Annotated in this window: 29 protein-coding genes (1 of these 29 running past the window's edge); 12 read left to right on the top strand and 17 right to left on the bottom strand. The window is 51.5% G+C overall.

Annotation, left to right across the window (positions count from 1 at the left end):
- Window positions 1-352: 352 nt before the first annotated feature.
- Window positions 353-1045, bottom strand: coding sequence for a GMP/IMP nucleotidase (gene yrfG / locus A9165_RS10690; RefSeq protein WP_008609652.1), 693 nt, complete (start codon window positions 1043-1045; stop codon window positions 353-355).
- A gap of 68 nt (window positions 1046-1113) precedes the next feature.
- Between yrfG and nudE the strand changes: the two genes are divergently transcribed.
- The 3 genes from nudE (at window position 1114) to pckA (ending at window position 4312) form a co-directional block, all read left to right on the top strand.
- Window positions 1114-1725 carry an ADP compounds hydrolase NudE gene (gene nudE, locus A9165_RS10685; protein WP_008609651.1) on the top strand — a complete coding sequence of 204 codons (612 nt, stop codon included), beginning with the start codon at window positions 1114-1116 and terminating at the stop codon, window positions 1723-1725.
- Window positions 1679-2503, top strand: a complete 825-nt coding sequence (gene cysQ, locus A9165_RS10680; protein ID WP_065955852.1) for a 3'(2'),5'-bisphosphate nucleotidase CysQ — start codon at window positions 1679-1681, stop codon at window positions 2501-2503. The genes nudE and cysQ overlap by 47 nt, the downstream gene beginning before the upstream one ends.
- Window positions 2504-2713: 210 nt before the next feature.
- Complete coding sequence (gene pckA / locus A9165_RS10675) at window positions 2714-4312, top strand: phosphoenolpyruvate carboxykinase (ATP) (protein ID WP_008609649.1); 1599 nt, start codon at window positions 2714-2716, stop codon at window positions 4310-4312.
- A gap of 73 nt (window positions 4313-4385) precedes the next feature.
- On the opposite strand, the gene A9165_RS10670 is transcribed toward pckA, so the two are convergent.
- Window positions 4386-5174 (bottom strand): UDP-2,3-diacylglucosamine diphosphatase, encoded by a 789-nt coding sequence (locus A9165_RS10670; protein ID WP_065955851.1) that lies wholly within the window; start codon window positions 5172-5174, stop codon window positions 4386-4388.
- Between the two features lie 83 nt (window positions 5175-5257).
- Window positions 5258-6274 carry a hydrolase gene (locus tag A9165_RS10665; RefSeq protein ID WP_008950766.1) on the bottom strand — a complete coding sequence of 339 codons (1017 nt, stop codon included), beginning with the start codon at window positions 6272-6274 and terminating at the stop codon, window positions 5258-5260.
- A gap of 54 nt (window positions 6275-6328) precedes the next feature.
- Here A9165_RS10665 and A9165_RS10660 point away from each other — a divergent pair, with 54 nt between their 5' ends.
- The 3 genes from A9165_RS10660 to A9165_RS10650 all read left to right on the top strand — a co-directional run bounded on the left by A9165_RS10660 (window position 6329) and on the right by A9165_RS10650 (window position 9796).
- Entirely contained in the window at window positions 6329-6820 is a 492-nt protein-coding gene (locus A9165_RS10660) for a hypothetical protein (RefSeq protein ID WP_065955850.1), read from the top strand.
- Window positions 6820-8388, top strand: a complete 1569-nt coding sequence (locus A9165_RS10655) for a GMC family oxidoreductase (RefSeq protein WP_065955849.1) — start codon at window positions 6820-6822, stop codon at window positions 8386-8388. Before A9165_RS10660 ends, A9165_RS10655 begins: the two co-directional genes overlap by 1 nt.
- 97 nt (window positions 8389-8485) lie before the next feature.
- Complete coding sequence (locus A9165_RS10650; protein ID WP_255365703.1) at window positions 8486-9796, top strand: GGDEF domain-containing protein; 1311 nt, start codon at window positions 8486-8488, stop codon at window positions 9794-9796.
- Here A9165_RS10650 and A9165_RS10645 read toward each other — a convergent pair.
- From A9165_RS10645 to A9165_RS10630, 4 genes are all read right to left on the bottom strand, one after another.
- Complete coding sequence (locus tag A9165_RS10645) at window positions 9793-10581, bottom strand: CLCA_X family protein (protein WP_065955848.1); 789 nt, start codon at window positions 10579-10581, stop codon at window positions 9793-9795. The two genes, A9165_RS10650 and A9165_RS10645, sit on opposite strands and share 4 nt — an antisense overlap.
- 91 nt (window positions 10582-10672) lie before the next feature.
- Window positions 10673-11233: a CBS domain-containing protein gene (locus A9165_RS10640; protein WP_008609642.1), complete on the bottom strand. Its 561-nt coding sequence runs from the start codon at window positions 11231-11233 to the stop codon at window positions 10673-10675.
- Window positions 11234-11310: 77 nt separating this feature from the next.
- Window positions 11311-11622 carry a hypothetical protein gene (locus A9165_RS10635; RefSeq protein ID WP_008950771.1) on the bottom strand — a complete coding sequence of 104 codons (312 nt, stop codon included), beginning with the start codon at window positions 11620-11622 and terminating at the stop codon, window positions 11311-11313.
- A 114-nt stretch (window positions 11623-11736) separates the two neighbouring features.
- Window positions 11737-13362 (bottom strand): NAD(P)/FAD-dependent oxidoreductase, encoded by a 1626-nt coding sequence (locus tag A9165_RS10630; RefSeq protein WP_065955847.1) that lies wholly within the window; start codon window positions 13360-13362, stop codon window positions 11737-11739.
- 137 nt (window positions 13363-13499) lie between these two features.
- Here A9165_RS10630 and fdxA point away from each other — a divergent pair, with 137 nt between their 5' ends.
- A complete protein-coding gene (fdxA, locus tag A9165_RS10625; protein ID WP_008950773.1) occupies window positions 13500-13823 on the top strand; it encodes a ferredoxin FdxA in 324 nt (107 codons plus the stop codon).
- Window positions 13824-13856: 33 nt separating this feature from the next.
- Here fdxA and A9165_RS16780 read toward each other — a convergent pair whose 3' ends face one another.
- The 3 genes from A9165_RS16780 to A9165_RS10615 form a co-directional block, all read right to left on the bottom strand.
- On the bottom strand, window positions 13857-13997 hold the full coding sequence (locus A9165_RS16780; RefSeq protein ID WP_141686150.1) for a DUF3149 domain-containing protein: 141 nt from the start codon (window positions 13995-13997) through the stop codon (window positions 13857-13859).
- A 78-nt stretch (window positions 13998-14075) separates the two neighbouring features.
- On the bottom strand, window positions 14076-14588 hold the full coding sequence (locus A9165_RS10620) for a TIGR02444 family protein (protein WP_065955846.1): 513 nt from the start codon (window positions 14586-14588) through the stop codon (window positions 14076-14078).
- A gap of 14 nt (window positions 14589-14602) precedes the next feature.
- Window positions 14603-16513, bottom strand: coding sequence for an ATP-binding cassette domain-containing protein (locus A9165_RS10615; protein ID WP_065955845.1), 1911 nt, complete (start codon window positions 16511-16513; stop codon window positions 14603-14605).
- A gap of 96 nt (window positions 16514-16609) precedes the next feature.
- Here A9165_RS10615 and A9165_RS10610 point away from each other — a divergent pair, with 96 nt between their 5' ends.
- Window positions 16610-16816 carry a YheV family putative zinc ribbon protein gene (locus A9165_RS10610; RefSeq protein WP_008609634.1) on the top strand — a complete coding sequence of 69 codons (207 nt, stop codon included), beginning with the start codon at window positions 16610-16612 and terminating at the stop codon, window positions 16814-16816.
- Window positions 16817-16849: 33 nt separating this feature from the next.
- Here A9165_RS10610 and A9165_RS10605 read toward each other — a convergent pair whose 3' ends face one another.
- Both A9165_RS10605 and A9165_RS10600 read right to left on the bottom strand, forming a co-directional pair.
- Window positions 16850-17077, bottom strand: coding sequence for a SlyX family protein (locus A9165_RS10605; protein ID WP_008950776.1), 228 nt, complete (start codon window positions 17075-17077; stop codon window positions 16850-16852).
- Window positions 17070-18044 (bottom strand): WD40 repeat domain-containing protein, encoded by a 975-nt coding sequence (locus tag A9165_RS10600; protein ID WP_065955844.1) that lies wholly within the window; start codon window positions 18042-18044, stop codon window positions 17070-17072. The genes A9165_RS10605 and A9165_RS10600 overlap by 8 nt, the downstream gene beginning before the upstream one ends.
- 104 nt (window positions 18045-18148) lie before the next feature.
- Here A9165_RS10600 and fkpA point away from each other — a divergent pair, with 104 nt between their 5' ends.
- Window positions 18149-18880 (top strand): FKBP-type peptidyl-prolyl cis-trans isomerase, encoded by a 732-nt coding sequence (fkpA, locus tag A9165_RS10595; protein ID WP_065955843.1) that lies wholly within the window; start codon window positions 18149-18151, stop codon window positions 18878-18880.
- Window positions 18881-18941: 61 nt separating this feature from the next.
- Here the strand turns inward: fkpA and A9165_RS10590 are convergent, their stop codons facing one another.
- On the bottom strand, window positions 18942-19427 hold the full coding sequence (locus tag A9165_RS10590; protein WP_065955842.1) for an Rsd/AlgQ family anti-sigma factor: 486 nt from the start codon (window positions 19425-19427) through the stop codon (window positions 18942-18944).
- A gap of 155 nt (window positions 19428-19582) precedes the next feature.
- Between A9165_RS10590 and nudC the strand changes: the two genes are divergently transcribed.
- Window positions 19583-20383: an NAD(+) diphosphatase gene (gene nudC, locus A9165_RS10585; protein ID WP_065955841.1), complete on the top strand. Its 801-nt coding sequence runs from the start codon at window positions 19583-19585 to the stop codon at window positions 20381-20383.
- Window positions 20384-20649: 266 nt separating this feature from the next.
- Window positions 20650-21729, top strand: coding sequence for a uroporphyrinogen decarboxylase (hemE, locus tag A9165_RS10580; protein ID WP_065955840.1), 1080 nt, complete (start codon window positions 20650-20652; stop codon window positions 21727-21729).
- Between the two features lie 63 nt (window positions 21730-21792).
- Here hemE and sthA read toward each other — a convergent pair whose 3' ends face one another.
- Both sthA and A9165_RS10570 read right to left on the bottom strand, forming a co-directional pair.
- Window positions 21793-23253: a Si-specific NAD(P)(+) transhydrogenase gene (gene sthA / locus A9165_RS10575; RefSeq protein ID WP_176714612.1), complete on the bottom strand. Its 1461-nt coding sequence runs from the start codon at window positions 23251-23253 to the stop codon at window positions 21793-21795.
- Between the two features lie 70 nt (window positions 23254-23323).
- On the bottom strand, window positions 23324-24442 hold the full coding sequence (locus tag A9165_RS10570; RefSeq protein WP_065955838.1) for a fatty acid desaturase: 1119 nt from the start codon (window positions 24440-24442) through the stop codon (window positions 23324-23326).
- Window positions 24443-24541: 99 nt separating this feature from the next.
- Here A9165_RS10570 and fabR point away from each other — a divergent pair, with 99 nt between their 5' ends.
- Window positions 24542-25150: an HTH-type transcriptional repressor FabR gene (gene fabR / locus A9165_RS10565; RefSeq protein ID WP_008609623.1), complete on the top strand. Its 609-nt coding sequence runs from the start codon at window positions 24542-24544 to the stop codon at window positions 25148-25150.
- Here fabR and trmA read toward each other — a convergent pair.
- Window positions 25147-26235 carry a tRNA (uridine(54)-C5)-methyltransferase TrmA gene (gene trmA / locus A9165_RS10560; RefSeq protein WP_065955837.1) on the bottom strand — a complete coding sequence of 363 codons (1089 nt, stop codon included), beginning with the start codon at window positions 26233-26235 and terminating at the stop codon, window positions 25147-25149. The genes fabR and trmA overlap by 4 nt on opposite strands.
- A 115-nt stretch (window positions 26236-26350) precedes the next feature.
- Window positions 26351-26352, bottom strand: a 2-nt sliver of a protein-coding gene (locus A9165_RS10555; protein WP_008950783.1) for an RNA-binding protein. 502 nt of this gene lie beyond the right edge of the window; a 2-nt sliver of its 504-nt coding sequence is all that appears in the window; its start codon lies beyond the right edge, outside the window — the gene reads right to left on this strand; its stop codon straddles the right edge of the window (only 2 of its three bases are visible, at window positions 26351-26352).

Genomic DNA, 26352 nt, shown 5'->3' with positions numbered 1-26352 from the left:
TTTTGAGCACACCCTAGCTACCAGCAGTAAAAAGTAGGTAGCTTTAGCCAACTTGTTACTGCTTTTACTCTTTTACAATCTCATTTTCTGCTTTTCAGGTAGGGGCAGGCGGCATTCGGTGCGAACGCTGCTTTTTCCCTGCTGGAAGATGGTGGCTGTTAATCCGGTACATAATAGCCACATAACACCCCATGCCATACGCTGATCCAGAGCGCTTTATCTGCATTTATGTTCAAACATTGGCGCCTGGTAAACCAACCGGATTTTGTTGATTAGTAGTAAATAACTTACTCTGTGGTGTCATCGTTGTTATCTTACATAGATTTGGGTTCAGCTGGTTTTCGTATCAATATCAGCCGGCTGAGGCCGGCAGAACACCACGGCTCTGGTAGATATCGCCCAGCAGGCTGCGATAGTCGGTGACCATGCTAAAGCCATGATAATGATTGCCTGGCTTTTGGCTGTCCGGGTTAGCCACGCCGAGCAAATGTTTGATGCCAAATTCACGCGCCGCTTCCAGAATAGGCAGGCTGTCATCGACAAAGAGCGTGCGCTCAGGATCAAACCCGAGCCGGTGCTGCAGTTTATGCCACAGTTGCTGACTTTCTTTGGTGACGCCAAATTCATGGGTAGAAATTAACTGCTCAATATATCTGGCCAGATCGGTGCGTTCCAGTTTCAGTGACAAACTGTCAGGGTGTGCATTGGTAACCAGGGCGATATGGCGGCCACTGGCTTTTAGCGCGGTTAAAAACTCCGGCACATCATCACGCATCCGGATCTTGTCGATAATCTCCCGCTTAAGCTCAGTGATCGGCAGTTGCAGCCGTTTCCCCCAGTAATCCAGACAGTACCACTCCAGTTTGCCCTGCAGCTTGCTGTATTCGGCCATCAGTTCGGCACTGGCTTCAGCGGGGCTGATCCCGGTAATGGCGGCCCAGCGCTCCGGTAAATGTACCTGCCAGAAATAATTGTCAAAATGCAGATCCAGCAGGGTACCGTCCATATCCAATAACACGGTATCGATTTCTGACCATTGCAGCATAGGCTTTTCCCGTTAATCGCTTTATAGTAGATAACCAAACAGATTAGCAGTTTAACAGAGAGCAGCCGATGACGCAGCGCACACCTGACAAACAAAAACCGGAAATTCTGTCGCAGCAAATTGTGGCGCAAAGCCGGCTGTTTAAAGTGGAGCAACTGGAGCTGCGGTTTAGCAATGGCGAACAGCGGGTATATGAACGGATGCGCGGCAGCAACCGCGGTGCCGTGATGATTATCGCCTGTCCGGATCCAGAGCACCTGTACCTGGTGCGCGAATACTGTGCCGGCACCCATGATTATCAGCTGGGGTTTCCCAAGGGCTTAATCGATCCGGGTGAGGATATCCTGACGGCGGCTAACCGCGAGTTAAAAGAAGAAATTGGTTTTGGCGCGCACCGCTTTGTACAGCTGAAGTCACTGGCGTTAGCGCCGGGCTATTTTAATGCTACAATGCACCTAGTGCTGGCCTTTGATCTCTATCCTGAGCAGCAGGCCGGTGACGAACCCGAACCTTTAGAGCTGGTGCGCTGGTTGCGGCAAGACAGTGCGGCCTTATTGCAACAAGCCGATTTTACCGAGGCGCGCAGCGTGGCAGCCCTGTTGCTGGCACAACAATATTTGGAAGCCAACCCGGATGTTTTTAAGCAAACTGCTGGAGCCAGTGAAAGCCACTGCCCGTGAGGCCGGTGCGATTTTATGGGAGCTTTACCAGAGCGGTGAGTTTAGTCAGCAACAAAAGCAGGATACCAGCCCGGTAACCAGTGCCGATCTGGCTGCCAACAAACATATCATTGCCAGGCTCAGTGAACTCACGCCTGATATTCCGATTATCTCTGAAGAAACTCAGATCCTACCGCTGGCACAACGTTCAGATTGGCCGCGCTACTGGTTGATTGATCCGATGGACGGTACTCAGGAGTTTGTTGCCCGCAGCGGTGATTTCGCGGTGAGTATTGCCCTGGTAGAGCATGGTTGGCCGGCGCTGGGCGTGATTTTCTGGCCGAAAGAGCAGTTGTTGTATTACGCCACCCGCGGCAATGGTGCTTTTAAACAACAACATAACCTGATTAACCGGATCCGGGTGCAGCAATATCAGCCTGGTGAGCCGCTGCGCATTGCCGTTAGTCGCCGCCAGCCGCGGCAGTTGATCCATGACCTGCTGCAACAACCGGAGCAAGCTGAGTTTATTGCGCTTGGCAGCTGTTCCTTAAAAAGCTGTCTGGTAGCTGAAGGCAAGGCAGATTGTTATCTGCGGCTGGGTCCTACCGGGGAATGGGATACCGGCGCCGTGCAGGTCATCGTCGAAGAGGCCGGCGGCAAAATTCTGGATAGCCAGTTTGCCCCCCTTAGTTATAACCAGCGGGAAACCCTTGGTAATCCCGATTTTATGGTTATCGGCGCTGCAGTACAGCCCTGGTCTGAGCTGATTAAAGCCCGGCAAACCGCCCGCGAATTGTAATAAAATTACCAACTTCAGTAATTAAGCAACTGGCCAGAAGCCGCGCAAACAGGGGCCTTTAGCCAAATCCTAGTATCTTTTATCGTGAAAAAACGCTATGATGCACGGGTGTTTTTTGAACAGAGAACCGCCCTCTGCTCAAAGAGCAACATGAAAATTAAGTCCGTCAGAGACTGCACCCTTACCTACAGTACCCTTAGGAGTTAACAAATGTCCGATCTGGATTTGGGCCAATACGGCATCACAGATGTCACGGAAATCGTATATAACCCATCTTACGAGCTGCTGTTCGCCGAAGAAACCCGCAGTGATTTGCAAGGTTATGAAAAAGGTAAGCTGACCGAGCTTGGCGCAGTATCAGTCGATACCGGCATCTTTACCGGCCGCTCTCCGAAAGACAAGTATATCGTGCGTGACGACACTACCCGCGATACCGTCTGGTGGTCAGATCAAGGAAAAAACGATAATAAGCCCATCAGTACAGAAGTTTGGGCTGATTTGAAAACACTGGTTACCCGCCAGTTATCCGGCAAAAGACTCTTTGTTGTCGACACCTTTTGTGGTGCGAACGCCGACACCCGCTTAGCGGTACGTTTTATTACTGAAGTGGCCTGGCAGGCGCATTTCGTAAAAAATATGTTTATCCGGCCTACCGATGAAGAGCTGAAAAGCTATAAGCCAGACTTTATCGTGATGAACGGTGCCAAATGCACTAACCCGGATTGGCAGAAACATGGCCTGAATTCAGAAAACTTCGTTGCCTTTAACCTGACCGAGCGCATTCAACTGATTGGCGGTACCTGGTACGGTGGCGAAATGAAGAAGGGTATGTTCTCAATGATGAACTACTTCCTGCCACTGCAAGGCATCGCTTCGATGCATTGTTCTGCTAACGTCGGTAAAGACGGCGACGTGGCGGTATTCTTCGGTCTGTCTGGTACCGGTAAAACTACCCTGTCGACCGATCCAAAGCGGCAGTTAATTGGTGATGACGAGCACGGCTGGGATGATGATGGCGTGTTCAACTTCGAAGGTGGGTGTTACGCCAAGACCATTAACCTGTCGAAAGAAAACGAGCCGGATATTTATAACGCCATCCGTCGTGACGCCCTGCTGGAAAACGTGACCGTGCTGGCAGATGGTAAAATTGATTTTAACGATGGCTCGAAAACGGAAAATACCCGGGTGTCGTACCCGATTTACCATATCGACAATATCGTCACCCCAGTCTCTAAAGCCGGTCATGCCAAGAAAGTGATTTTCCTGACTGCTGATGCCTTTGGGGTATTACCGCCGGTATCGAAGTTAACCAAAGAGCAGGCGAAGTACCACTTCCTGTCTGGCTTTACGGCCAAGCTGGCCGGTACTGAGCGTGGTATTACTGAACCTACGCCAACCTTCTCCAGCTGTTTCGGCGCCGCCTTCTTAAGCCTGCACCCAACCAAGTATGCGGAAGTGTTAGGTAAGCGGATGGAAGCCGCTGGTGCTGAAGCGTATCTGGTCAATACCGGTTGGAATGGCACAGGTAAACGTGTATCCATTAAAGCCACCCGCGCTATTATTGACGCCATCCTGGACGGTAGCATCGAGAATGCCGAGTTTGTGCAACTGCCGTACTTTAACCTGGCGATCCCAACTCATCTGCATGATGTCGATGACGGTATCCTGGATCCGCGTGCAACTTATGCCAACGCAGCAGACTGGGAAGTCAAAGCCAAAGATCTGGCCAAACGTTTTATCGATAACTTTGTTAAGTTTACCGATAATGACGAGGGTAAAGCTCTGGTTGCGGCCGGGCCTCAGCTGTAAGTTAATCGCTGGCTCTAAATAGCAAAACGCCCCGCTGAGTCGGGGCGTTTTTTATAGGTGCTTATTGTCGTATTCAGGCGACTTTTTTACTGAGTAACGGCTGCAGCGGCAGCGCGGCAAGGCATTCGGCTTGCTCGGCCCAATGATACAGTGCCAGGCTGCCATCGCTGTGCTCCAGCAGGGCGGTGCAGCTATCAATCCAGTCACCGTCATTACAGTAAATAATGCCATCTTCCAGGGTCAGCTCCGGGTGATGGATATGACCACAGACCACGCCATCGTAGCCGCCCCGTTTGGCCTTTTTTATTGCAGCCTGGCGGTAACGGCCAATGGCTTTTAAGGCCCCCGGTACCCGGCTTTTAATATAGGCAGCCAGACTAAAATAACGACCACCGGTTACACGGCGTACTCTGTTGTACCAGCGGTTCAGAAACAGCAACAAATCATAGAGGTTATCACCGAGCCAGCTTTGCAGCGGACCAAAGCTGACCTCTTTATCGAATTCGTCACCGTGGAGCAGTAATAATTTTTTACCCTGCGCCGTGGTATGTTCGCCTCTGAGCTGTACTTTAATATTGCCAAACAATTTGCCACGATACAGCCGCATCGCCTCATCATGGTTACCGGGAATATATACGACCTTAGTGCCTTGCTCGGCTTTTTGCAGCAGCAGTTGTACCACCTGATTCTGCGCCTGTGGCCAGTGCACCTGACGCTGCATGGCCCAAAGATCAACAATATCCCCCAGCAGATAAATGGTGTTGGCTTCGGTTTGCTGCAAAAAATGCAGCAGATATTCGGCCTGACAGTCTTTACAGCCCAGATGAATATCAGACAGGAAGATGGTATTGCAATTTAACATTGGCTATCCCCGGTGGCTGAATGCGCTGATAGCATCGGCCGGCCAGATGTCCGGGGTATGACAGCCAGATGAAGCTTATTTGACTATGGATTAGCCCCTTGCTGCAGATAGTCACAGATCTGCTGGTTCAGCCAAAACTCGGTGCGAAACGGATGCTTGCCGCCGACAAAGCCGACATGGCCACCGTGGCGGCTGAGCCGGTATTCCACCTGTGGGCTCAGTTCAGCCGGGGAGGGGATCACGGCGTCGCTTAAAAAGGGATCGTCACTGGCATGAATAATCAGCGTTGGGATGGTGATCGCTTTTAACCAGGCTTTGCCGCTGGCGCGTTGGTAATAGTCAGCGGCATCGCGAAAGCCGTGGATCGGCGCAGTATAATGCTGGTCGAATTCGGCAATACTGTTAAATTGCTGCACCTGAGCTGGCGTCAGCGGTAGCGGAAAATCCGGGAACTGCGCCAGCTTGGCCAGGGTTTGCCGTTTTAAGCGCTCCAGCAAGTAACGCTGATAAATTTTACTCAGGCCCTGATTAATGCGTTTGGCGCAGGCCGCCAGATCCAGTGGCGGGCAGATGGCGACGGCAGCGCGTAGCGGATTAGCACTGGCTTGCTCACCACAGTATTTTACCAACACATTACCACCCAGGGAAAAGCCAACTGCGGTTAGTGGCATCGCCGGAAAACGCTGTTGTAGTTGGCTCAGCAAATAGCCAATATCGGCAGTATCGCCGCTGTGATAGGCCCGTGGCAGCTTGTTCGGTTTGCCATGACAACCACGAAAATGCATCACTACCGCTGGCAGTTTGCGGCGTGTTACTTCGGCCAGCAGCCCCTGAATATAGTGGCTGTGCAGATCGCCGGCTAAACCATGCAGGATCACCAGTAGTGGCCTTTGCTCAGTTACTGGCAGTTGTTCGGTCCAGTTGAGCTGCAGTTCATCACCATCGGGTAAGGCTAACATTTCCGGGTAGGTTGGCACCTGCTGCTTTGGGCTTAAATACTTAGCAAAAATAGTTTGCAGATGGGCATTACGTAGCCACCAGGGCGCGCTAAAGCTGGTGGTATGAAGATGATGACTGGCTGGTCCGAGCTGTGCTTGCAAAATAACCGCTCCTGAGAAAGAATGTGGCCTAAGGCTTCCAAAAAAAGAATAACGATGAATCGCCGCCAATTTATCCTGTCAGGCCTGGCGCTTGGCACCACCGCAACGCTGGGAGTTAACGGTTATCAGCTGCTAAACAGTGATGACACGGCTAATTCTGAGCTGGTACTTGCTGCCTTGCTACCGGCCTTATTATACGGTGCTTTACCGACGGCGCCGGCAGAGTCTGACGCCGCCATTAGCCGGACTATCGTAGCGGTGCACGACAGCCTGGCATTTTTGCCGCTACGCCAGCAGCAGGAACTACAACTGCTATTTAATTTACTGGCAAAGCGACTGGGCCGGCTGGCGCTAAGTGGCCACTGGTTGCCGCTGGCTGAGCTGAGTCTGCCACAACGGCTGACGTTATTTGCCCGCTGGCGTGATAGCTACCTTGGCGTATTGCAGCAAGCTTACCATGGTTTACGCGAATTGTTATTTGCTGCCTACTACAGTCAGCCTGAGCACTGGGCCGCCCTCAATTATACTGCACCGAGGTTCCGTTAATGGCGAAGCAGTCACCGCAACATCTGGACGCCAGTCAATTTATCGCTGATCAGCAATTTAGCGCCGATGTAGTCATCATTGGTAGCGGCGCTGGTGGCGGTATTGCCGCTGAGTTACTGGCTAAGGCCGGCTTGCAGGTATTGCTACTGGAAGAGGGCGCCTACTATGATCGTGATGATTTTGTCATGGAAGAGCGCTGGGCCTATCCGCAGCTGTATCAGGAAGCTGCTGGGCGTAAAACCCGCGATCAGGCGATTGGTATTCTGCAGGGCCGCACCGTAGGTGGCTCAACCACCGTTAACTGGACTACCTCAATTCGCACCCCTCAGCCAACACTCAGCTACTGGCAAACAGAGTTTGGCCTCGACTTTAGCGGTGACAATACGCTAAGTCCTTATTTTGCTTTGGCTGAGCAGCGGTTAAATATCCAGCGCTGGCCGGTGCCGCCCAATGCGAATAATGCCAAATTACAGCATGGTTGTGAGCGCCTGGGTTGGGAATATACGGTGATCGATCGCAACGTCAATGGCTGTGCCAACCTTGGCTATTGCGGTATGGGCTGCCCGATTAATGCCAAGCAATCGATGTTAGTCAGTACCATTCCCAGTGCGTTGGCGCAGGGCGCCCGGCTGATCTCGCGGCTTTCGGTGCGGCAGCTAAACTGGCAGGGCAATCAGGTGCAAAGTCTTACTGCGGTGCCGGTCGATCGCTTTTTCCACCCGCGCGCCGAAATAAAGGTCCGCATTCGGGCCAAACACTTTATTGTCGCCGCCGGCGCCATCGGCTCGCCGGCGTTACTGTTACGCTCCAAAGTACCGGATCCCTCAGGCCGTCTGGGTAAACATACCTATTTGCACCCGACAGTGATCTCCGGCGCGCTCTTTAATGAGGACATTAACGGCCATGCCGGCGCACCGCAAAGTATTTATTCCGATCAGTTTGTCTGGCCCAGCGACGGGCAGGCGGGTTACAAGCTGGAAGTCCCCCCGCTGCACCCGGTACTGATGGCAACCAAGCTGACTGGCCAGGCTCAGGCCCATGCTGCCTTGATGCAGCAGTTTAATCAGTTACAGGTGACTATCGCTTTACTGCGCGATGGTTTTCATCCGCAAAGCCAGGGCGGCAGTGTTGGCCTGGATGCGCAGCAGCAACCGCTGCTGGATTATCCGATCAGTGACTATTTATGGCAGGGTATGCGTCGTGCACTGTTATCGATGGCTGAGCTACAATTTGCTGCCGGTGCCAAAGCGGTATTGCCCATTCATCATCAGGCGCAGCAATACCAAAGCTGGGCAGAGGCAAAAGGCGCGATCGCACAGCTGGCAATGCGTCCGTTATTACAAACGGTGGTGTCGGCTCATGTGATGGGGGGCTGTAATATGGCGGCTAGCGAGCGGCTGGGCGTAGTGAATGCCGATGGTCAGCATTATCAACTGCATAATCTGTCGATTTTTGACGGCTCGGTATTGCCAACCAGCCTGGGGGCTAACCCGCAGCTGACGATCTACGCTTTAGTGTGGCGCAATACTGAACGGCTGATTAGTCGTTTACGACACGGCTCCCGGTAACAATTTTTCTTTGGCTTACGTAGTTAAAGCTGGATTCTACTAGTAAAAATGGACTATTGTTACGACTGAATGCTTCTTATGTTGTGAAGATACGGTCATGCCAGCTTCGTTATACCACGCTTTAGGTGAATATATTGATGTGTTACTGGATGCGGTTTGTGCTGTAGATCGCGATGGTAATTTTCAATTTTTAAGCTCTGGTGCAGAACGTATTTTTGGTTACCCAGCCAGTGAGATGCTTGGCCGGAGTATGCTGGACTTTATCCACCCAGATGACATTCCGAAGACGCTGGCCGCGGCGCAGGCCATCAATACCGGGCAAATCAAGACTGATTTCGAAAACCGCTACCTACGCAAAGATGGCCAGATTGTACATTTGCTTTGGTCAGCACGCTGGTCGGCAGATAAGCAGCAGCGGGTCGCCGTGGCGCGTGATATTACCAGTTTAAAATTGGCGGAAAGCCGCCAACATGCGCTCTATGCTATTTCCGAGGCGGCTTTTGCTGCCGAGAATTTGCAGGATCTATACCGGCAGCTGTTGCAAATTGTACAGCAGTTAATGCCAATCCAGGCCTGTGTCATTGCCCGCCGCACGGTTGCCGACAGTATCAATTTAGCTTATCAGTATCTACCTGACGGGGATACGCAGAGTGCTGCGGAAGCAACCGAGCTTTGTTATAGGCTGTTGCAGGACAGGGGATCAGCCTCATTGCCGCTGATCCGTAAACGTGCAGACCATAATTTATGGTTGGGGGTGCGGCTGATCTCGCACACCAACGTGCTAGGCGCTATGGTGCTCTTAGTTTCATCACAAACTGCCGTATCACATCATGCGGATGCCGATTTACTGGATTTCGTGGCGCAGCATATGGCGGTAGCGATTGAGCGGAAAGAGTTACTGGCGCGGCTGCAACATTCCGCATTGTATGATGAGTTAACCGGCTTACCCAAGCGGGAGCTGTTTTATGACCGTTGCCGGCAGGCCATGGCACAGGCACAACGGCATCAGTGTCAGCTGGCCATTTGTTATCTCGACCTGGACGGTTTTAAACCGGTTAATGATCAGTTTGGTCATAGCGTTGGTGATGATTTATTACAACAGGTTGCGCAACGCTTAATCCAGAATGTGCGTCAGGCCGACACCGTCGCACGCTTTGGTGGCGATGAGTTTGTGATTTTGTTGAGTGAAGTTGACTCGGCAGAGCAGGCCGCGGTAGCGGCGGAAAAGATCCGTCAGAGTTTTAGTATGCCCTTTCAATTACCGTCACTCAGCCTGACGATCACGGCGAGTATTGGTGTGGTATGCGCTGCAGCGGCGACACTAAACACAGAGCCGTTACTTGCTATGGCCGACAAGGCGATGTATCGCGCCAAGCAACTGGGTGGTAACCGCTGTATTCAGGGCTAAACGGTTTGTAGTTGTTGCCCTAATAGACGGAAATAACCCAGCCATAATTGTCCGAGCTCAGCGGTTAATTGCGGTTCAGGGTAAACCCCTGCGCGGGCAGCAGCAGTTTGCCGGGTGCCCGCTACCAGAAAACTATTTTTCAGTGACTGGCTCTGTAATACTTTCTCGAATGCTCTGGCAGTCATTTCTTCCGGCAAGCTTAAATAAAGCCGCGACGCAGCCTGATCCAGGTTTCGGCAATGCTGAAAAAAGTCGCTGACATCACAACCATCATCACTAACAAAGAGTTTTGTAAATGCCTGGTCTAACAAAGCATTGAGGGGATGCGCTTTTACTGGCTGCCGTGTTAACCAGGTGCGGCTGGCAAATTGACCGGCGCTAACCTCACCCTGAAACATTTTCTGCGCAATATAATGATCGAAAGCGTGCATCCACTCGTGTGCCAGGCTGCCGCCGCCGGCATTTTTGGCCAGCGCCAGGATCCGCCCCTGTGGTTGATAGAAAGCGCAAACACCGGGTTGACCGCCGATACCAAAGGTCAGGGCCAGAGTACCGCGCAGTGAAATCACCTCGGCCGGGACTTGCAGCAATTGTTGTAAATCGGCAAAGGCATCAAAGAATAAGTTGGCCGCCTGCTGCTGTTCGGCCGCAGTCACCCAGCGACCAATATGGATGCTGTTAAAGCCTAAAATCGTTACCAAATCGGCAAAGCTGACGTCGGCACCACTGCGATGCGGTGGACCATTTCGATAGTATTGGCGTGGGGGGCGGGAAGCGTGCTGCATGCTGCTATAATAGCGAGAGCCTTCAGCTTAGAGCAACAAAAAAGCGGGCCACCATGCTCGGAGTAACACAGCAGCCCGCAGACCTGAAAGGTTAAGCGGTTAAACTATCGAAGATCCGCAAAAAGGTCGGTTGCTGGCGGATAGCTAACGGCATATGTAAGCGCCGTGCCAGCTCCTGCGCATGGATCACGCCACGGATCTGATGATTATCGCGGTCCACTACCAGACAAAATGCCTCACCATTCGATTGCAGGGTATTGACCACATCGGCAATGGTGCAGTTTTGTAGTTGCTGATAGGCCAGCGCCTTGATGCGCTCACGTGGCCGCATCAGATCCCGTACCTTGATTTCATCGCGGCTATTGCCCAGCATCACCTGGCGTAACAGCGCCTGCTCCGATAACTGTTCGATATGGATTAAACCCAGCATATTCTCATCGGCATCGACTACCAGTTTTAGCTGACTGTGTTCCTGCTGCATCATCAGCAGTGCCTGGCTGGCAGAGGTGTTACCTTCGATCAGGGTTGGCTGGTTATGTTTAAAATCACTCAGCACACTCAGCGCCGGTGAATTTAACGTGGTTTCAGTAAAGTCGGCGGGTTGAATTAATTGATCAACGGCATCTAAATTGAATAAGGATAAAGTTTTCATGATAGCTACTCACACTAATGGGCGCGCAGAGGCCGCGCCAGAATTAACAAATAAAAATAAATGGCAGTTAAGTGTGATTAGACAATAGGTGGTGCGCGGGCACTATCAGGGCTGCTACGGTGTGATAACCAGGGAGTTTGGTAAAAAGCATTAATGGCAGCGGGTAGGCTGTGGCTCAGCACTTTAGCTGAGGCGATCAGGCTGTCGGGTTCATCCGGTTCCTGTTCGTTACTGCCTTTGCTTTGGCCCAGATTACTGCTTTCAGCATGCAGTGCCTGATAAGGACTGTCAGCTAACGGCGATAATCTGCTGTCATGGGTAATACCTGCGTCTGTTGTCACCAACAGGCTCAGATAAAACACCGCGATAAACAGATTAAACCAACGCATAGTCAATACTACGACCTTTTTACTACCACTAAATTGATAATGGCTAGTTTTGCAGCAATTAACAAGAGGGCAAATAAAAAATATTTACTGCCCTAATTCTTACTTAAATCCGAATCAGGCTGATGCGGTGCTTTGCTGCAATAGATCCAATGCCAGCGCTTCGGCTACCTTAATACCATCGATACCGGCAGATAAAATACCGCCAGCATAACCGGCGCCCTCACCGGCGGGGTAGAGGCCGCGCACGTTCAGGCTCTGGAAGTCTTTGCCGCGTTTAATACAAATCGGTGATGAGGTGCGGGTTTCAACGCCGGTCAGTAAGCCATCAGCTTTGGCAAAGCCTTTAATCTGCTTATCAAAAGCCGGGATGGCTTCGCGGATGGCGGCGATAGCAAAGTCGGGCAATACCGCAGACAGATCGGTAAGTCGGATCCCCGGCGTGTAAGAGGGTTTAACCTCACCTAACTCGGCAGAGGATTTACCCGCAAGAAAATCGCCAATCAGCTGTGCCGGTGCATGGTAGTCGGCCCCGCCTAACTCAAAGGCTGCACGTTCCAGTTTACGTTGTAAATCGATACCGGCCAGCGGGTGGCCCGGATAGTCACGTTCCGGATCAATGCCCACCACTATTGCGCTATTGGCATTACGTTCATGACGGGAATACTGACTCATTCCATTGGTGACCACGCCGCCCTCTTCGGACGCGGCAGCAACTACGGTCCCACCCGGGCACATACAGAAGCTGTAGACAGTACGGTCATTCTGACAATGATGCACCAGCTTATAATCGGCGGCACCGAGAATAGGGTGGCCGGCATTTGGCCCCCAGCGGCATTCATCAATCAGGGATTGTTCATGCTCAATCCGAAAGCCAACCGAAAAGGGTTTGGCTTCAATATAGACGCCGGCATCGTACAGCATCTGAAACGTATCGCGGGCACTGTGGCCAACGGCCAGTACCAGATGCCGGCAGGGTAGGTAGTCGCCGTTATGCAGCGTCACCCCTTCCAGTTGCTGGTTATTGATATGCAGCTGATCGACCCGGGTACTAAAGCGAATTTCACCACCCAGCTCGGTGATTTTGGCGCGCATCTTTTCAATCATCGACACCAGCTTGAAGGTACCGATATGCGGCTTACTGACATAGAGTATTTCGTCCGGTGCCCCGGCGGCAACGAACTCGGTCAGCACCTTGCGGCCATAGTGTTTCGGATCCTTAACCTGGCTATATAGCTTGCCATCGGAAAAGGTACCGGCGCCGCCTTCGCCATACTGCACATTGGATTCGGTATTCAAAGCCTGGCCACGCCAAAAACCAAAGGTATCTTTGGTTCTTTCGCGCACGGCTTTACCGCGCTCTAACACTATAGGTTTTAAGCCCATTTCGGCCAGGATCAGGGCGGCAAACAAACCACAGGGACCAAAGCCGACCACGACTGGTCTTTCAGCTGCGGCGGCAGGAATTGGCGCGACATATTTATAACGGGTATCCGGCGCAACCGACACATGCGGATCTTTCTGAAAACGTTTTAACAGTGCCGCTTCGCCGGCAACGTCCAGATCCAGGGTATAAATCAGTTGAATGTCAGATTTTTTACGGGCGTCAATGCCACGTTTAAACACGCTGAAATGGTTTAAATCACTGTCGCTGATACCCAATTTGGCCAGGATGGCTGCGCGCAGTTCAGCCTGTTCATCCTGATGCTGCAGCGGTAATTTAATTTCGGTTAAACGTAACATAACACTCGAGTCTCAGATTGCGGGCCGGTTTGCCGGTAAAGACAGTATTTTACGCGATCTGACGCCGGCTGTCCGCTTTCCTGTTGTGTTTCACGTTTGCTTCAGTATGATCGCGCAAAATAGCGGAGGAAGTTGCCATGGCCTTTGTGGTAGGTGAGAACTGTATCAAATGTAAATATACCGATTGTGTGGCGGTATGCCCGGTTGATGCGTTCTTTGAAGGGCCAAATTTTCTGGCTATTGACCCGGTGATTTGTATTGATTGCGGTTTATGCGAGCCGGAGTGTCCGGCCACGGCGATTTTTCAGGAAGATAAACTGCCGCCAGGTCAGGAAGGCTTTGTCGCGTTAAATGCCGAGCTGGTTAAGCTGTGGCCGAATATCCGTGAAGTCAAAGCGGCACCCGCCGATGCGGATGCCTGGAATGGTGTGGCCGATAAACTCCAGCATCTGGAGTATTAGGGCATCTGCCCGACCTGTTAAACCGTCTGGCTATTATTTGGTTTGTTCTTCAGCATTACCGACTTTGTACATAAAGTACACGGCGTAGAAAATGCACAGGCCAATCACAATGGCCAGGCCGGTAAAAGAAATAAAAATTACCGGGTCGTTTAAAAACTCATGCCATAGGTTCATAGGATTTCCCTCCTGAAGTTGCTTGAGGGAAGTGTAGGCAAGGGCAGCAGGCGCTGATATGACCTGGATCAAAGTTACTCAGCTGGCCGCGGCAAAGCGGGCGGCAGCTTGACGCAGATCAAATAATGCCCGTTGTAGCGCTTCGTTTGTTGCTGGTAACTGCTGGCAGTATAGGCTCAGGTTGTCCGGGTTGCTTGCCAGCTTGAAGCGCAAGTAGTGACACAGTAGTTGCTGCTCCAGCCGTTCTGCCACCAACTCGGTTTGTAAAAGTCCCTGTTTTAGTTCCGTTTGCTGGTTACTATCCAGCGGCAGTTTAGGCAGCTCTCGCCGGCACTGGCGTAATACCTGAGTAATGTGCTGATTTAACGGTGCCATTTGCTGTAAGCCCTGCGTCAGACTAGCAGCATCCAACTGCCAGCCCAGCTGCTCGGTATAGCTGAGTAGCAGCAGCAGATTAACATTGGCCTGCCAATTGTCCTGTAACTGCAGGCAAAGCGGCTGCACCTGTGGGTAAAACACCAGGCTGACTTGCCAGAAGGCGTCGGCATTAAGCTGCTGTATTGTCATTTGCTGCGCTGGCATCTGCTGCATAGATCGATTTGTCCCTACTGATTTTGCTGCCAGAAAAGTTGGCTTTGTTGTTCCAGCGCCTCTTGCGCCTCAAACCAGCTTTCTTCTACTTGCGCCAGTTCGCTGCTGGCCTGGGTTTGTTCTGTCAGCAGCTTAGTTAGCTGGGCCTTGTTAGCGGCTTCGTAGATGGCCGGTTCCGCCAGTTGTTGCTCCAGGCTGGCCAGCTGAGTCTCCAGTTGTTGCTGCCGTAGCTCCAGCTTGTCAATTTTCTGCTTTAGTGGTCGCAGCACATTGCGCAGCTCCGCCTCCAAGCGTTTTTGATCTTTGCGCACTGCAGCAGTATTGCTACTGACGGTTTCCGGAGCCGCACTCTGCTGGCTTTGCCGCGCATCTTGTTGCAGCCACTGGTAATAGTCCTGTAAGTCGCCATCGAAGGGTGCGACTTTGCCATTCGCCACTAAATAAAATTCGTCAGTGGTGCTGGTCAGCAAGTGGCGGTCGTGCGATACCACTACTATGGCACCGGCAAAATCCTGCAGCGCCATGACTATGGCTTCGCGCATTTCCAGATCCAAATGGTTAGTCGGTTCGTCCAGCAACAGCAAATTCGGGCGCTGATACACCAATAACGCCAGCACCAGGCGAGCCTTTTCGCCGCCGGAGAAAGGCGCACAGGGTTCCAGCGCTTTATCGCCGTGAAAACCAAAACCACCAAGAAAATCACGTAGCTTCTGCTCAGGAACCTGCGGGTCCAGTCGTACCAGATGCTGCAGTGGCGAATCTTGCGGTCTGAGGGTTTCCAGTTGGTGCTGGGCAAAATAACCAAGACTAACGCCACTGGCATACCAGAGTTCACCCGCCAGTGGCGGTAGCTCACCACTGAGTAATTTGATCAGTGTTGATTTACCGGCGCCATTACGCCCGAGTAAGCCGATACGGCTACCTGGCAGCAGCTGAAAGTTAATATTGCTCAGAATAGGCTTGCCGCTATAGCCAGCCTGGACCTGTTCCAGTTTTAACAGTGGGTTGGGTAAGGCCCGTGGCTCGCGGAAACTGAAGTTAAATGGCGAATCAACGTGCGCCGGTGCCAGTATGGTCATCCGCTCCAACGCCTTAATTCGGCTCTGTGCCTGCCGGGCTTTGGTGGCCTGGGCTTTAAAGCGATCGATAAATTGTTGCAAGTGCGCCACCTGGCGCTGTTGCTTCTCAAAGTTCGCCTGGTGTTGCGCCAGTTGTTCTGCGCGCTGGCGCTCGAACTGGCTGTAATTGCCCTTATACAGCGTCAGACACTGGCGTTCGATATGGACAGTATTGTCGGTCACCGCATCAAGAAAATCCCGGTCATGGCTAATCAGCAGTAAGGTACCCGGATAGTTGCTGAGGTACTTTTCCAGCCAGAGTACCGCATCCAGATCCAGGTGGTTGGTTGGCTCATCGAGTAGTAACAGCTCGGCTTTTTGCATCAGCGCCCGTGCCAGGTTCATCCGCATCCGCCAGCCACCGGAAAATGACTTTACGGTCTGTTGCTGCATCTCGCCACTAAATCCTAAACCCGCCAGCAGGGTGCCGGCCTTGGCCTCGGCACGGTAGCCATCCAGCGCTTCAATTTGCTGATGTACCGCTGCCAGATCGCTGTCGCTGCATTGACTGCGGGCTTTTAGCAGCAATGGATAGAGTTCAGGCTCGCCTTGTAACACATAATCCAGGGCGGAACAGTCCAGGGCCGGCGTTTCCTGAGCCACTGTTGCGATCACCCAGGCAGCAGGAATGCTGACATTACCCGCATCGGCATGTAATTTACCTTGCAGCAGCGCAAATAAGCTGGATTTACCACAACCGTTGGCGCCGACAATTCCCACCTTTTGCCCCGGAAATACGGTAAGATCGGCCCCTGTAAACAGCGCCTGGATACCGCGTCTTAATTCTACCTGCTGAAGCTGGATCATGTTTTACCTTGTACCAGTGAACTAAGTGGGCGATTTTACGCTATATCCGGCTGAAACTAAAATTTCGTCCGGCTTTTTGTGCCCGTTGGAGCCTGTATGACCACCCGTAAGAAAAAGCGTTTTATCGCTGGCGCGACCTGCCCGCAGTGTAAAGCCACCGATACCATGAGTTTGTTTATTGAAAACAATGTTGAAAAGGTGGAATGTGTGGCCTGTGGGCATCAGATGGCGCAGCCAGAGCAGCAAGTGGTGCAATCGACCCGCGAGAATGAATTGGTGATTGGGGTCTTTAAACCAGAATAAGCCAGCATTGTTGCTGGCTTATTCTACTTGGATTTAATAGTGCGGCGGTGGCGGTTCTTCTTCCGGTCGCAAAATACCGCTGTCTTCCGGTAATTGTTGTAACTTTTGCGCCATCAGCAGAATTTGCCGTTGCAGTTGCTCAATCTTGCGTTGATGAGCCAGCAGCTCCTCGTGCAGGCTGTGCATCGTATCTTCCTGAAAAGCAATTTTACTTTCCAGCTCAATCAAATGTAGTTCTATTGCTGAGGGTTGCTCAGTCATAACGGATTTCCCATACTTCGGCCAGGCCACTGGAGCTTTCGCTAATTATACGGTTTTCATCCAGAAAAGCGACGGCATGTACCACAGCACTGGGTGGGCGACTGCCAACTCTGGGGGAAACCCGCCAGCGCTGCAGCTCCCGGCCGCTTTGTACATCCCAAAGTACCAGGTTGCGGGTTGGGGCGCCGGTGAGTAAAAAGCGCCCATCCTGACTAAAACGCACCGCACTAAATACCTGCTGTCTGGCCAGCATTTGCAAGGAGCTTACCCGTTGTCCGCTTTGAATATCCCAGATTTGCGCTAATTGCTGACTATCAGCGGTAAACGCATAACGGCCCTGTGGGTCAAAGGCGACTTTGGTTACCCGGCTTGGATGCGGGAAACTATATAGGATTTGTGCGGTCTGAGTGTCCCAGAGGTAAGCCTGATAATCATTGCCACCGGTCAGGGCATAGCGGCCATTTGGGGATAAGGCGACGCTGTTAATGCGCTCGCTGTGCCCCAGAAAGTCCAGGCGCCGGCCGCTGCTAAGCGTAATATGTTGTACCACGTTATCGCTGCGCCCAACCAGAATATGGGCGCCGTTGTTAGACAGAGCAATATCGCGGATACTGCTGTTATCGGTTTGCCAATAGCCGACGTTCTGGCCATCTGCGGTGCGCCACAGGGCAAAGGTCTGATGATCGGCGCTAAGGACATGGCTGGCGTTATCACTGATCGCCAGGTGAAACACCAGATTGTCGCTACTATCCTGATGGCGCCAGTGATACTTCAGGGCATTTTGTTGCAGATCCCAAAAGGCGATACCGTCCTGGATAGAGGACACTGCAGCAAAGCGGCCATCGGCTGAAAGCGCGGCGGCATAACTGCCCTGAGCCACATGCGGGTACTGCGCCAACGGCTGGGTGTCGACCTTACTACAGCCGGCGAGCAACAGGGTGGCAAGCAAAATTACAGGATATTTCATTGCGGGTGTTAACCTCATCCACACAAAGCGTTAGTATAGCGAAGCGAGCTAACCTTTATTACAACATACTATAGCAGCCGAGAGGTTGCGCTATGGAGAAAAGAATGCGCTTTAAAACCAAATTAACTCTGGTCGCTGTTGCGCTGTTGGCGTTAACGGCTTGTCAGAAAGAACAAAAAGCTGAACCAGCACCAAAAATGGACACTGAACAAGCTAAACAAGCTTATAGCCTTGGCGTTTCAGCTGGCCGTTATCTGCAAAGCACTATCGACGAGTACAGCAAAATCTCTGTTGATCTGAATGCCCAGCTGATTTTAAAGGGTGTACAGGATGGTATGGCCGGTAAGTCTGATGTTACTGAAGAAGAAATTCAGCAACTGTTAACTGCACTGGACGAAACCTACCGTAATGAACAAATGAAGCTGGCTGAGGCCGCGGCGGCGTCAGCCAAGGCTGCAGGTCAGGCTTATCTTGACGAAAATGCCAAGAAAGAAGGAGTAACCGTCACGGAATCAGGTCTGCAGTATGAAGTGCTGCAGGCAGCAGAAGGTGCTAAACCTGCTGCTACTGATACCGTTAAAGTGCACTACACCGGCACTTTAACCGATGGCACCAAGTTCGATAGCTCTGTTGATCGGGGCGAGCCTATTGAATTCCCGTTAAACCGCGTTATTCCTGGTTGGACTGAGGGTGTACAACTGATGAGCGTGGGCTCTAAGTTCCGTTTCACTATTCCGTCTGAACTGGCGTACGGTGAGCGCGATATGGGTACCATTCCACCAAACAGCGTGCTGGTATTTGAAGTTGAGCTGCTGGATATTGTAAAGCCACAATAAGTAGCGGTTTAAATAAAAAAAGCGGCCTGGCCGCTTTTTTTATTGCTACGTTAAAGCAGACCTAAGCCGTTGTGGTCGTAGAGACATGTTTGGCATGCAGGGTCTCGATCAGCTTATCTTCCAGCGCAAAACGTTCTTCCATTGCCTGACCCAAAGCCGACAATTCTAAATCAAAAGAGCCGCTGTTACGGGTACTCAGATGCTCAGCGTATTTATCGTTAAATTCCAGCGCCAGGTCGGTTGAGACCGCAATTTTGGGGTACAAGGAGTCTGCCAGCTTGCGGCTGTTGGTGCCGTTCACCGCGCATTGGGCGACGATTTGTTCATAGACTTCAAAGTGACCGGCAGACAGATAATCCATCAGTAACTGGCAAAATTCTTTAATTTTGTCTTGCGAAGGCATGGTATGACGGTCTTTTTCGAAAGGAGGCAAACCGGCCAGCCGGCAATAACTGACAATCAACTCGCGTCGCTCCTGCAGCCAACTATCAATCGCCTTCAGGCTGCCGCCATATTTTTGTTGCGCTTGCTGTACGCGGGTGTACATTTGCCTCTCCTTAGATGCAGCCTGTGTTGCTGCAATACTGCTAATTAAAAGAATTTCAGCGAAAAGATCAACCGTTTTTTTATTGGTCAGCCCAGCGGCCCGGAGTATGATGCTGCCATTCTTGCTAAAACCTCCGCATTAAAACAGAGGCTGTAATGATTGAACATAGTGTAAAAGTATCATCCGGGCAGTTGGCATACTGGTTTATTGTGAGTCAGGGCCGGTTGTTTCTGACCGCAGATGGCACAGTACCCTTTACTGAACTGGCTGCGCTGCCGCTGCAGCTGGCGGATGCGATGACCTGTAAACTGGGTGAATACCAGCAGCAGCCATGTTATCTGGTGGTGTATGACGATCGGCCGGCGAATGAGGCGGATTGGCATTCCGCCCGTGCTTTATTAGAGCAGGGCGAGGCGCTGTTTCAATTGGCTGCCCGGGCGACCCAGGTTGCGTTATTTCTGCAAACACACCGTTTTTGCGGTCAGTGTGGCAGCGCGATGCGTTTGGTTAACTGGGAGCTTGCGACTCTTTGCCATAAGTGCGGGCATCGCTGTTACCCTCGTATTGCACCCTGTGTTCTGGTCGCGGTAGTAAAAGCCGATAAAATTTTGCTAGCGCGCTCCACCCGGCACAAAGCGGGATTTTTCTCGGTCCTGGCAGGCTTCGTTGAGTCGGCAGAGACTCTGGAGCAGGCGGCGGTGCGCGAAGTAAAAGAGGAAGTGGGGATCGATATTACCAATTTGCGTTATGTTGGCAGTCAGCCCTGGCCTTTTCCACATTCATTGATGACAGGTTTTGTGGCTGACTATGCCGATGGTGAGATCCAGTGCCAGCCTGAGGAAATTGCCGAAGCTTACTGGTGTCCGCTGCATGACTTGCCAGAGACACCGGGGCTACAGACTTTATCCGGGCAGTTAATTGCGTTGGCGCAGGCAACACAGCAGCAGAAAGCATAAAATAAAAAAGCCACTCAAGGTGGCTTTAAATTGGAGCTTAAGGTCTCGTATACCGAGCTTCTTTGTTGTTAGAACTTCACTAGCGCAGTACTTTTATAACAGAAGCGTTTTGCTGATACAAGCGGCAAACGGAAAAAAATGAACCTAAGCTGAATATTTTTTTCAGTTTACGTAAAGGTAAAGATTGCAGCTTTATAGCGCCAGATCATAGAGCAGACGGGTGCAAGCTGTTAGAATGCGACAAAAGATGTGATGGCGGATGAATTATGCAGCTAAAAAATGATCGTTATTTGCGTGCCTTGCTACGGCAACCGGTAGATCGAACCCCAATTTGGATGATGCGCCAGGCCGGGCGTTATTTACCTGAGTATCGTGCTACCCGCGCGCAAGCCGGTGATTTTATGTCGCTATGCAAAAACCCGGAGCTCGCCTGCGAGGTGACATTGCAGCCATTACGCCGCTATCCATTGGATGCCGCTATCCTGTTTAGCGATATTCTGACCATTCCTGATGCGATGGGGTTGGGGCTTAGTTTCGGTGTCGGCGAGGGCCCACGATTCAGTAAGCCGATCCGCGATTTTCTGGATGTGGTGCATTTACCGATTCCGGATCCGGAGCAGGAGCTGCGTTATGTGATGGATGCGGTTCGCACTATCCGCCGTGAGTTGCAGGGTAGCGTGCCGTTGATTGGTTTTTCCGGCAGTCCCTGGACGCTTGCCACCTATATGGTGGAAGGCAGTGGCAGTAAGACCTTTAGCATCATCAAAAAGATGATGTATAGCGAGCCGGAAGTGCTACATATGCTGCTGGATAAGCTGGCGCAAAGCGTGACCCTGTATCTGAATGCCCAAATTGCAGCCGGCGCTCAGGCAGTGATGATCTTCGATACCTGGGGTGGGGTGCTGACGCCACGCGATTATAAAGAATATTCGCTCAGTTATATGCAGCAAATTCTGAACGGCCTGACCCGCGAAGCTGATGGTCGCAAAGTACCGGTAACCTTGTTTACCAAAAATGGCGGTCAGTGGCTGGAAATGATGGCTGCGACTGGCTGTGATGCTTTAGGTTTAGACTGGACGACCGATATCGCCAGCGCTCGCGCCCGGGTAGGGCAGCAGGTGGCGTTACAGGGCAATATGGACCCGTCTATTCTGCTGGGCACACCGGAACGGATCCGCCAGGAAGTACAAACTATCCTTGATGGCTTTGGCCAGGGTTCAGGTCATATCTTTAATCTGGGACATGGTATTACGCCTGATGTCGATCCCGAACATGCCAGGGTCTTTATCGAGGCGGTGCAGGATCTTAGTCCGATGTACCATATGAATGCAGAGATCGCCGAGTAAGTATTACCTGAATCTGATAGCGCAGTAGTGAGCTACTGCGCTACGACTCAGAACAACCGATTATCAGAACAAGCGGTTTAGGCCGTTTAGTGCGGCAACCCGATATGCTTCGGCCATGGTTGGGTAGTTAAAGGTGGTGTGCACAAAGTAGTTCAGATTATTAGCACCGTTCTTTTGCATCATAATGGCCTGACCGATGTGAATAATCTCCGCGGCCCGCTCACCAAAGCAATGAATACCCAGAATTTCCAGGGTATCACGGTGAAACAGCACCTTCAGACTCCCTGCACTGGTATTGGCAATTTGCGCTCTGGCTAAATGCTTAAACTGCGCCCGGCCGACCTCGTACGGGATTTTGGCAGCGGTGAGTTCCTGCTCGGTTTTGCCGACTGAAGACATCTCCGGAATGGTGTAAATGCCGGTCGGAATATCGGCAATCAAATGTCCGTCCAGATTACCTTTTACGATAGCTTCACCGGCCAGCCGGCCCTGGTCGTAGGCTGCGCTGGCCAGGCTTGGATAACCAATCACATCACCGACGGCATAGATATTATCTACAGCCGTCTGATACTCACTATTTACTTTTAACAGGCCGCGACTATCAGCAGCCAGACCCACCGCCTCCAGATTCAGCATTTCAGTATTGCCGGTGCGGCCGTTGGCAAACAGGAAGCAATCGGCTTTCATCCGTTTACCGGATTGCAGGTGTAAAACTACGCCATCATCCCGGCCTTCCACATGAGACAGTTCTTCACCGTGGCGGATGGTCATACCCGAGTTCCAGAAGTGGTAACTCAGGGCATCAGAGATTTCGGTATCCATAAAAGATAATAACCGGTCGCGGGTGTTGACCAGATCGACCCGCACGCCCAGGCCACGGAAAATCGATGCATATTCACAGCCGATAACCCCGGCACCAAAGATAATAATATGCCGTGGATCATGATCCAGCGACAAAATGGTATCGCTGTCATAGATGCGCGGGTGGTTAAAATCAACATGCGGTGGCCGATAAGGCCGTGAGCCGGTAGCGATGACAATGGTTTCTGCGCTCAGTGTGTAGCAACTGCCGTCGTTATGGGTAATTTCCAGGGTATGGTTATCAATAAAACGGGCTTCACCCTGATAAATCTTTACCAGATTGCGATCATAAAAGCCGCTGCGCAGTCGTACTTGTTTGCGGATCACGCCGGCAGCATGTTTCAGGATCTGTGAAAAGGTCAGACCTTTCATCTGCTCTTCAACCTGAAACAGCGGGTTTTCATTAAATTCAATTAAACGGCTGACCGAGTGGCGCAGTGCTTTCGACGGAATAGTGCCCCAGTGGGTACAGCCACCGCCAACCGCTTGGTAGCGTTCAATGGCCGCAACGCTTTTACCACTTTTCGCCAGATACATAGCCGCACCTTCGCCGCCGGGGCCCGTACCAATAACGATAGCATCATAATCATAACTGGGTTGTTTTTTCGCTGCTTTTGCCGACACGCTTACCAATCCTGTCAAATTACTAATAGAAATTAGCATAACAGGTATCGGACACAAAAAAAGAGGCGATTGCCTCTTTTTTCCGGAACAAGACTAATAGCTAAGTTGCTTAACTAAAAGCGGCGGTCAGGCGCTGCCAATGGTTCTGTTGTTGTTGCAGATGTTGCTTTAACTCCTGATAACGCAGCATAAAGTCAGACGCATTCACCTGATCGACCAGCGCTGTACGTTTCTGTTGTAACAGCTCTTTCTTCAGTTGGTAATAATCCTGAATTTTTGCCACTAACAGCTGATACTCCTGTTCCAGCAATGCCAGCAATTGTTCTGCATTCGGCAAATGCTGAACTTTATCTTTGGCGCGCTTGAGCTGCATTTTGGCAACAGCCTGCGCAATTCTGTCTTCTGGCACAGTACGTAAGTTCCAGGTCAATTTCAGCAAGGAGCAGGATTTAATCAGCCATTTAGTCGGGTCAAACTGCCACCAACGGATCCCGTTGCGGTAATCGTATTCAAAAATGTGATGGTAGTTATGATAGCCTTCTCCATAGGTCAGAAACGCCAGAAAGCCATTATCCCGTGCGCTGTTCTCATCGGTGTAGGTTTGTTTACCCCAGATATGCGCCAATGAATTAATAAAGAAGGTAAAGTGGTGGCTTAAAACCAGGCGCAGCACACCAACACTTAACAGCATGCCCCAGAGATTGCCAAGCAGCAGCCCCAACAGCAGCGGAATACCAATGTTAGTCAGTAACACCAGTGCCAGATAATGCTTGTGCTGGAAAGCCAGGATGGGGTTCTTTTGCAGATCGCGCACATTGCTGTAGTCGAAGTAACTATCGCCCTGATAGTCACGCAGCATCCAGCCAATATGACTAAACCAGAAACCACGGCCGGCAGAGTAAGGATCTTTGTCGTTGTTATCGACATGGCGGTGATGCACACGGTGATCCGATGACCAATGAATGGCACTATTTTGCAGGGCGAAGGCGCCGCCTATAGCAAAGATCCACTGTAAAACAGGATGGGCATCATAGGTCTTATGAGCCCAGAGCCGGTGGTAGCCAGCAGTTATCGAAATACCGCAATAGCCCATACATAAAATGGTGGCAATAATTTCTGCTGTGGTAAAGCCAACTGTCAGGGCATAATAGGGAACCGCAATAGCGGCAACCAAAAAAGTTAGACTGAACAGGATGACGTTAGTCCAGATGATCGGATGTTTTTTCATGAATTCACACTTTGAGCTTACAACTGTACGCCAATTTACCCAGCTGCTGACAGCGGGTCAAGGTAAATCGGCTGAACGGCAGTAAGAAAGGGACGCATCGTGACCAGAGCAGAACAGAAAGAACGTACCCGCCAGGCAATTATTAATGCTGCCTTTTCGCAGCTAAGTGCCGAAAAAGGCTTTGCCAGCTTAAGCTTACGCGAGGTCGCCCGTGAGGCGGGCATTGCACCCACTTCTTTTTACCGCCATTTTGCTGATATGGACGAATTGGGCTTAACGTTGGTGGATGAAGCCGGCTTAATGTTGCGGCAGCTGATGCGCCAGGCAAGATTACGGATTGAAAAGCACGGTAGTGTGATCAGTACCTCGGTAGAAACCTTTATGGAGTTTGTTGCCGAAAACAGCAACGTGTTTCGCTTGTTGCTGCGTGAACGCTCTGGTACTTCGGCGGCATTTCGTGCTGCCGTTGCTCGTGAGATCCAGCATTTCTGTGCGGAGCTGGCGCATTATCTACGCAAACAAACGCAGTGTCCGCCTGAACTGGCGCAGCTGCAGGCAGAGGCGATGGTTACGCTGGTATTTCATACCGGAGCGGATGCCCTGGATGCACCGCGGGAACACTATCCGCAGCTGACCCGGCGTACCATCATGCAACTGCGCTGGCTGGCACACGGTGCCGCCAGCTATGGCCGTAAGCAGCCCGACTAGCGCTTACGCAGTAGCACACCAGTTTCAATATGGTGGGTGTATGGGAACTGATCAAATAAGGCGAGCCTGCTGATATCGTGGGTCTTGGCAAGTTCAGCCAGATTCGCCGCCAGAGTTTCCGGGTTACAGGAGATATAAAGAATAGACTGAAAGCCGCTAACCAACGATAGCGTAGCTGGGTCCAAGCCGGCCCGCGGCGGATCGACCAACACAGTATTTAACGCTAATTTGGCCAGGTCGAGCTCTTTAAGCATGCGGCCTTGTTGTAGCGCCGCCGCCACATCTTCGGCAGACATCTGCAATACCTGCACATTTCCGATCTGATTTAGGGCGATATTATATTGTGCCGACTTAATTGAACTGCGGGCCAATTCAGTTGCAATGACCTGACCAAACTGGCTGGCCAATGCCAGTGAAAAATTGCCATTACCACAATACAGCTCCAGCAAGTCACCGCCCAGCCCAGCGGCGCAGTCTGACGCCCAGTCCAGCATTTGCTGATTCACGCCGGCATTCGGTTGGGTAAAGCTGCCTTCAAGCTGTTGGTACTGAATGCTCCGATCTGCCGCGTTAAAACGTTCGATTACAAAGTCATCAGAAACTACCAGCTTTTGTTTACGGGCCCGGCCGATAAAGCGCACATTATAGAGTGGCGCCAATTCCTGCTGTAACTGCCTGGCGGCCTCCAGCCATTGCTCATCGAGTTTACGCTTATAGATCAGGCTGACCAGAAGTTCTCCGGTCGTGCTGGCCAGATAGTCGGCCTGATAAAGCCGATAGCGCAATTGATGATTAAATTGAATGGCTTTCAATAACACTGGCATAAAATCCGCGATGGGCTTAGCCGCTATTGGGAACTCGTCAACCCGAACCGGTTGCCGGCTGGCGGGGTCAAACATGCAGTGATAGATGTCATCACCATTATGCCAGATACGGAATTCGGCACGTTGCCGGAAATGGCTTACCGCAGAGCGAAAGATTTCTGTTTCGGGTAAGGCAAACTGCGCGAGTAAATGGCGCAAATGTGCTGCTTTAGCGGCGAGCTGAGTTTCGTACTGTGCGGGAAATACCTGACCTAATGACATCTGACTCTCTGACTACTGGCAAAAGACGCATTTTAAGCGCTTTTTGCCAGTGAGCCAAATTTAAGCGTCAGTAAAAGCAAACTAACAACAGCAGCGACAACTGAGCGCCGCCGGCTT

This window comes from Alishewanella sp. HH-ZS, from assembly GCF_001704375.1.
Classification (GTDB): domain Bacteria; phylum Pseudomonadota; class Gammaproteobacteria; order Enterobacterales; family Alteromonadaceae; genus Alishewanella; species Alishewanella aestuarii.
This window is presented reverse-complemented; position numbering and strand designations above follow the sequence as displayed.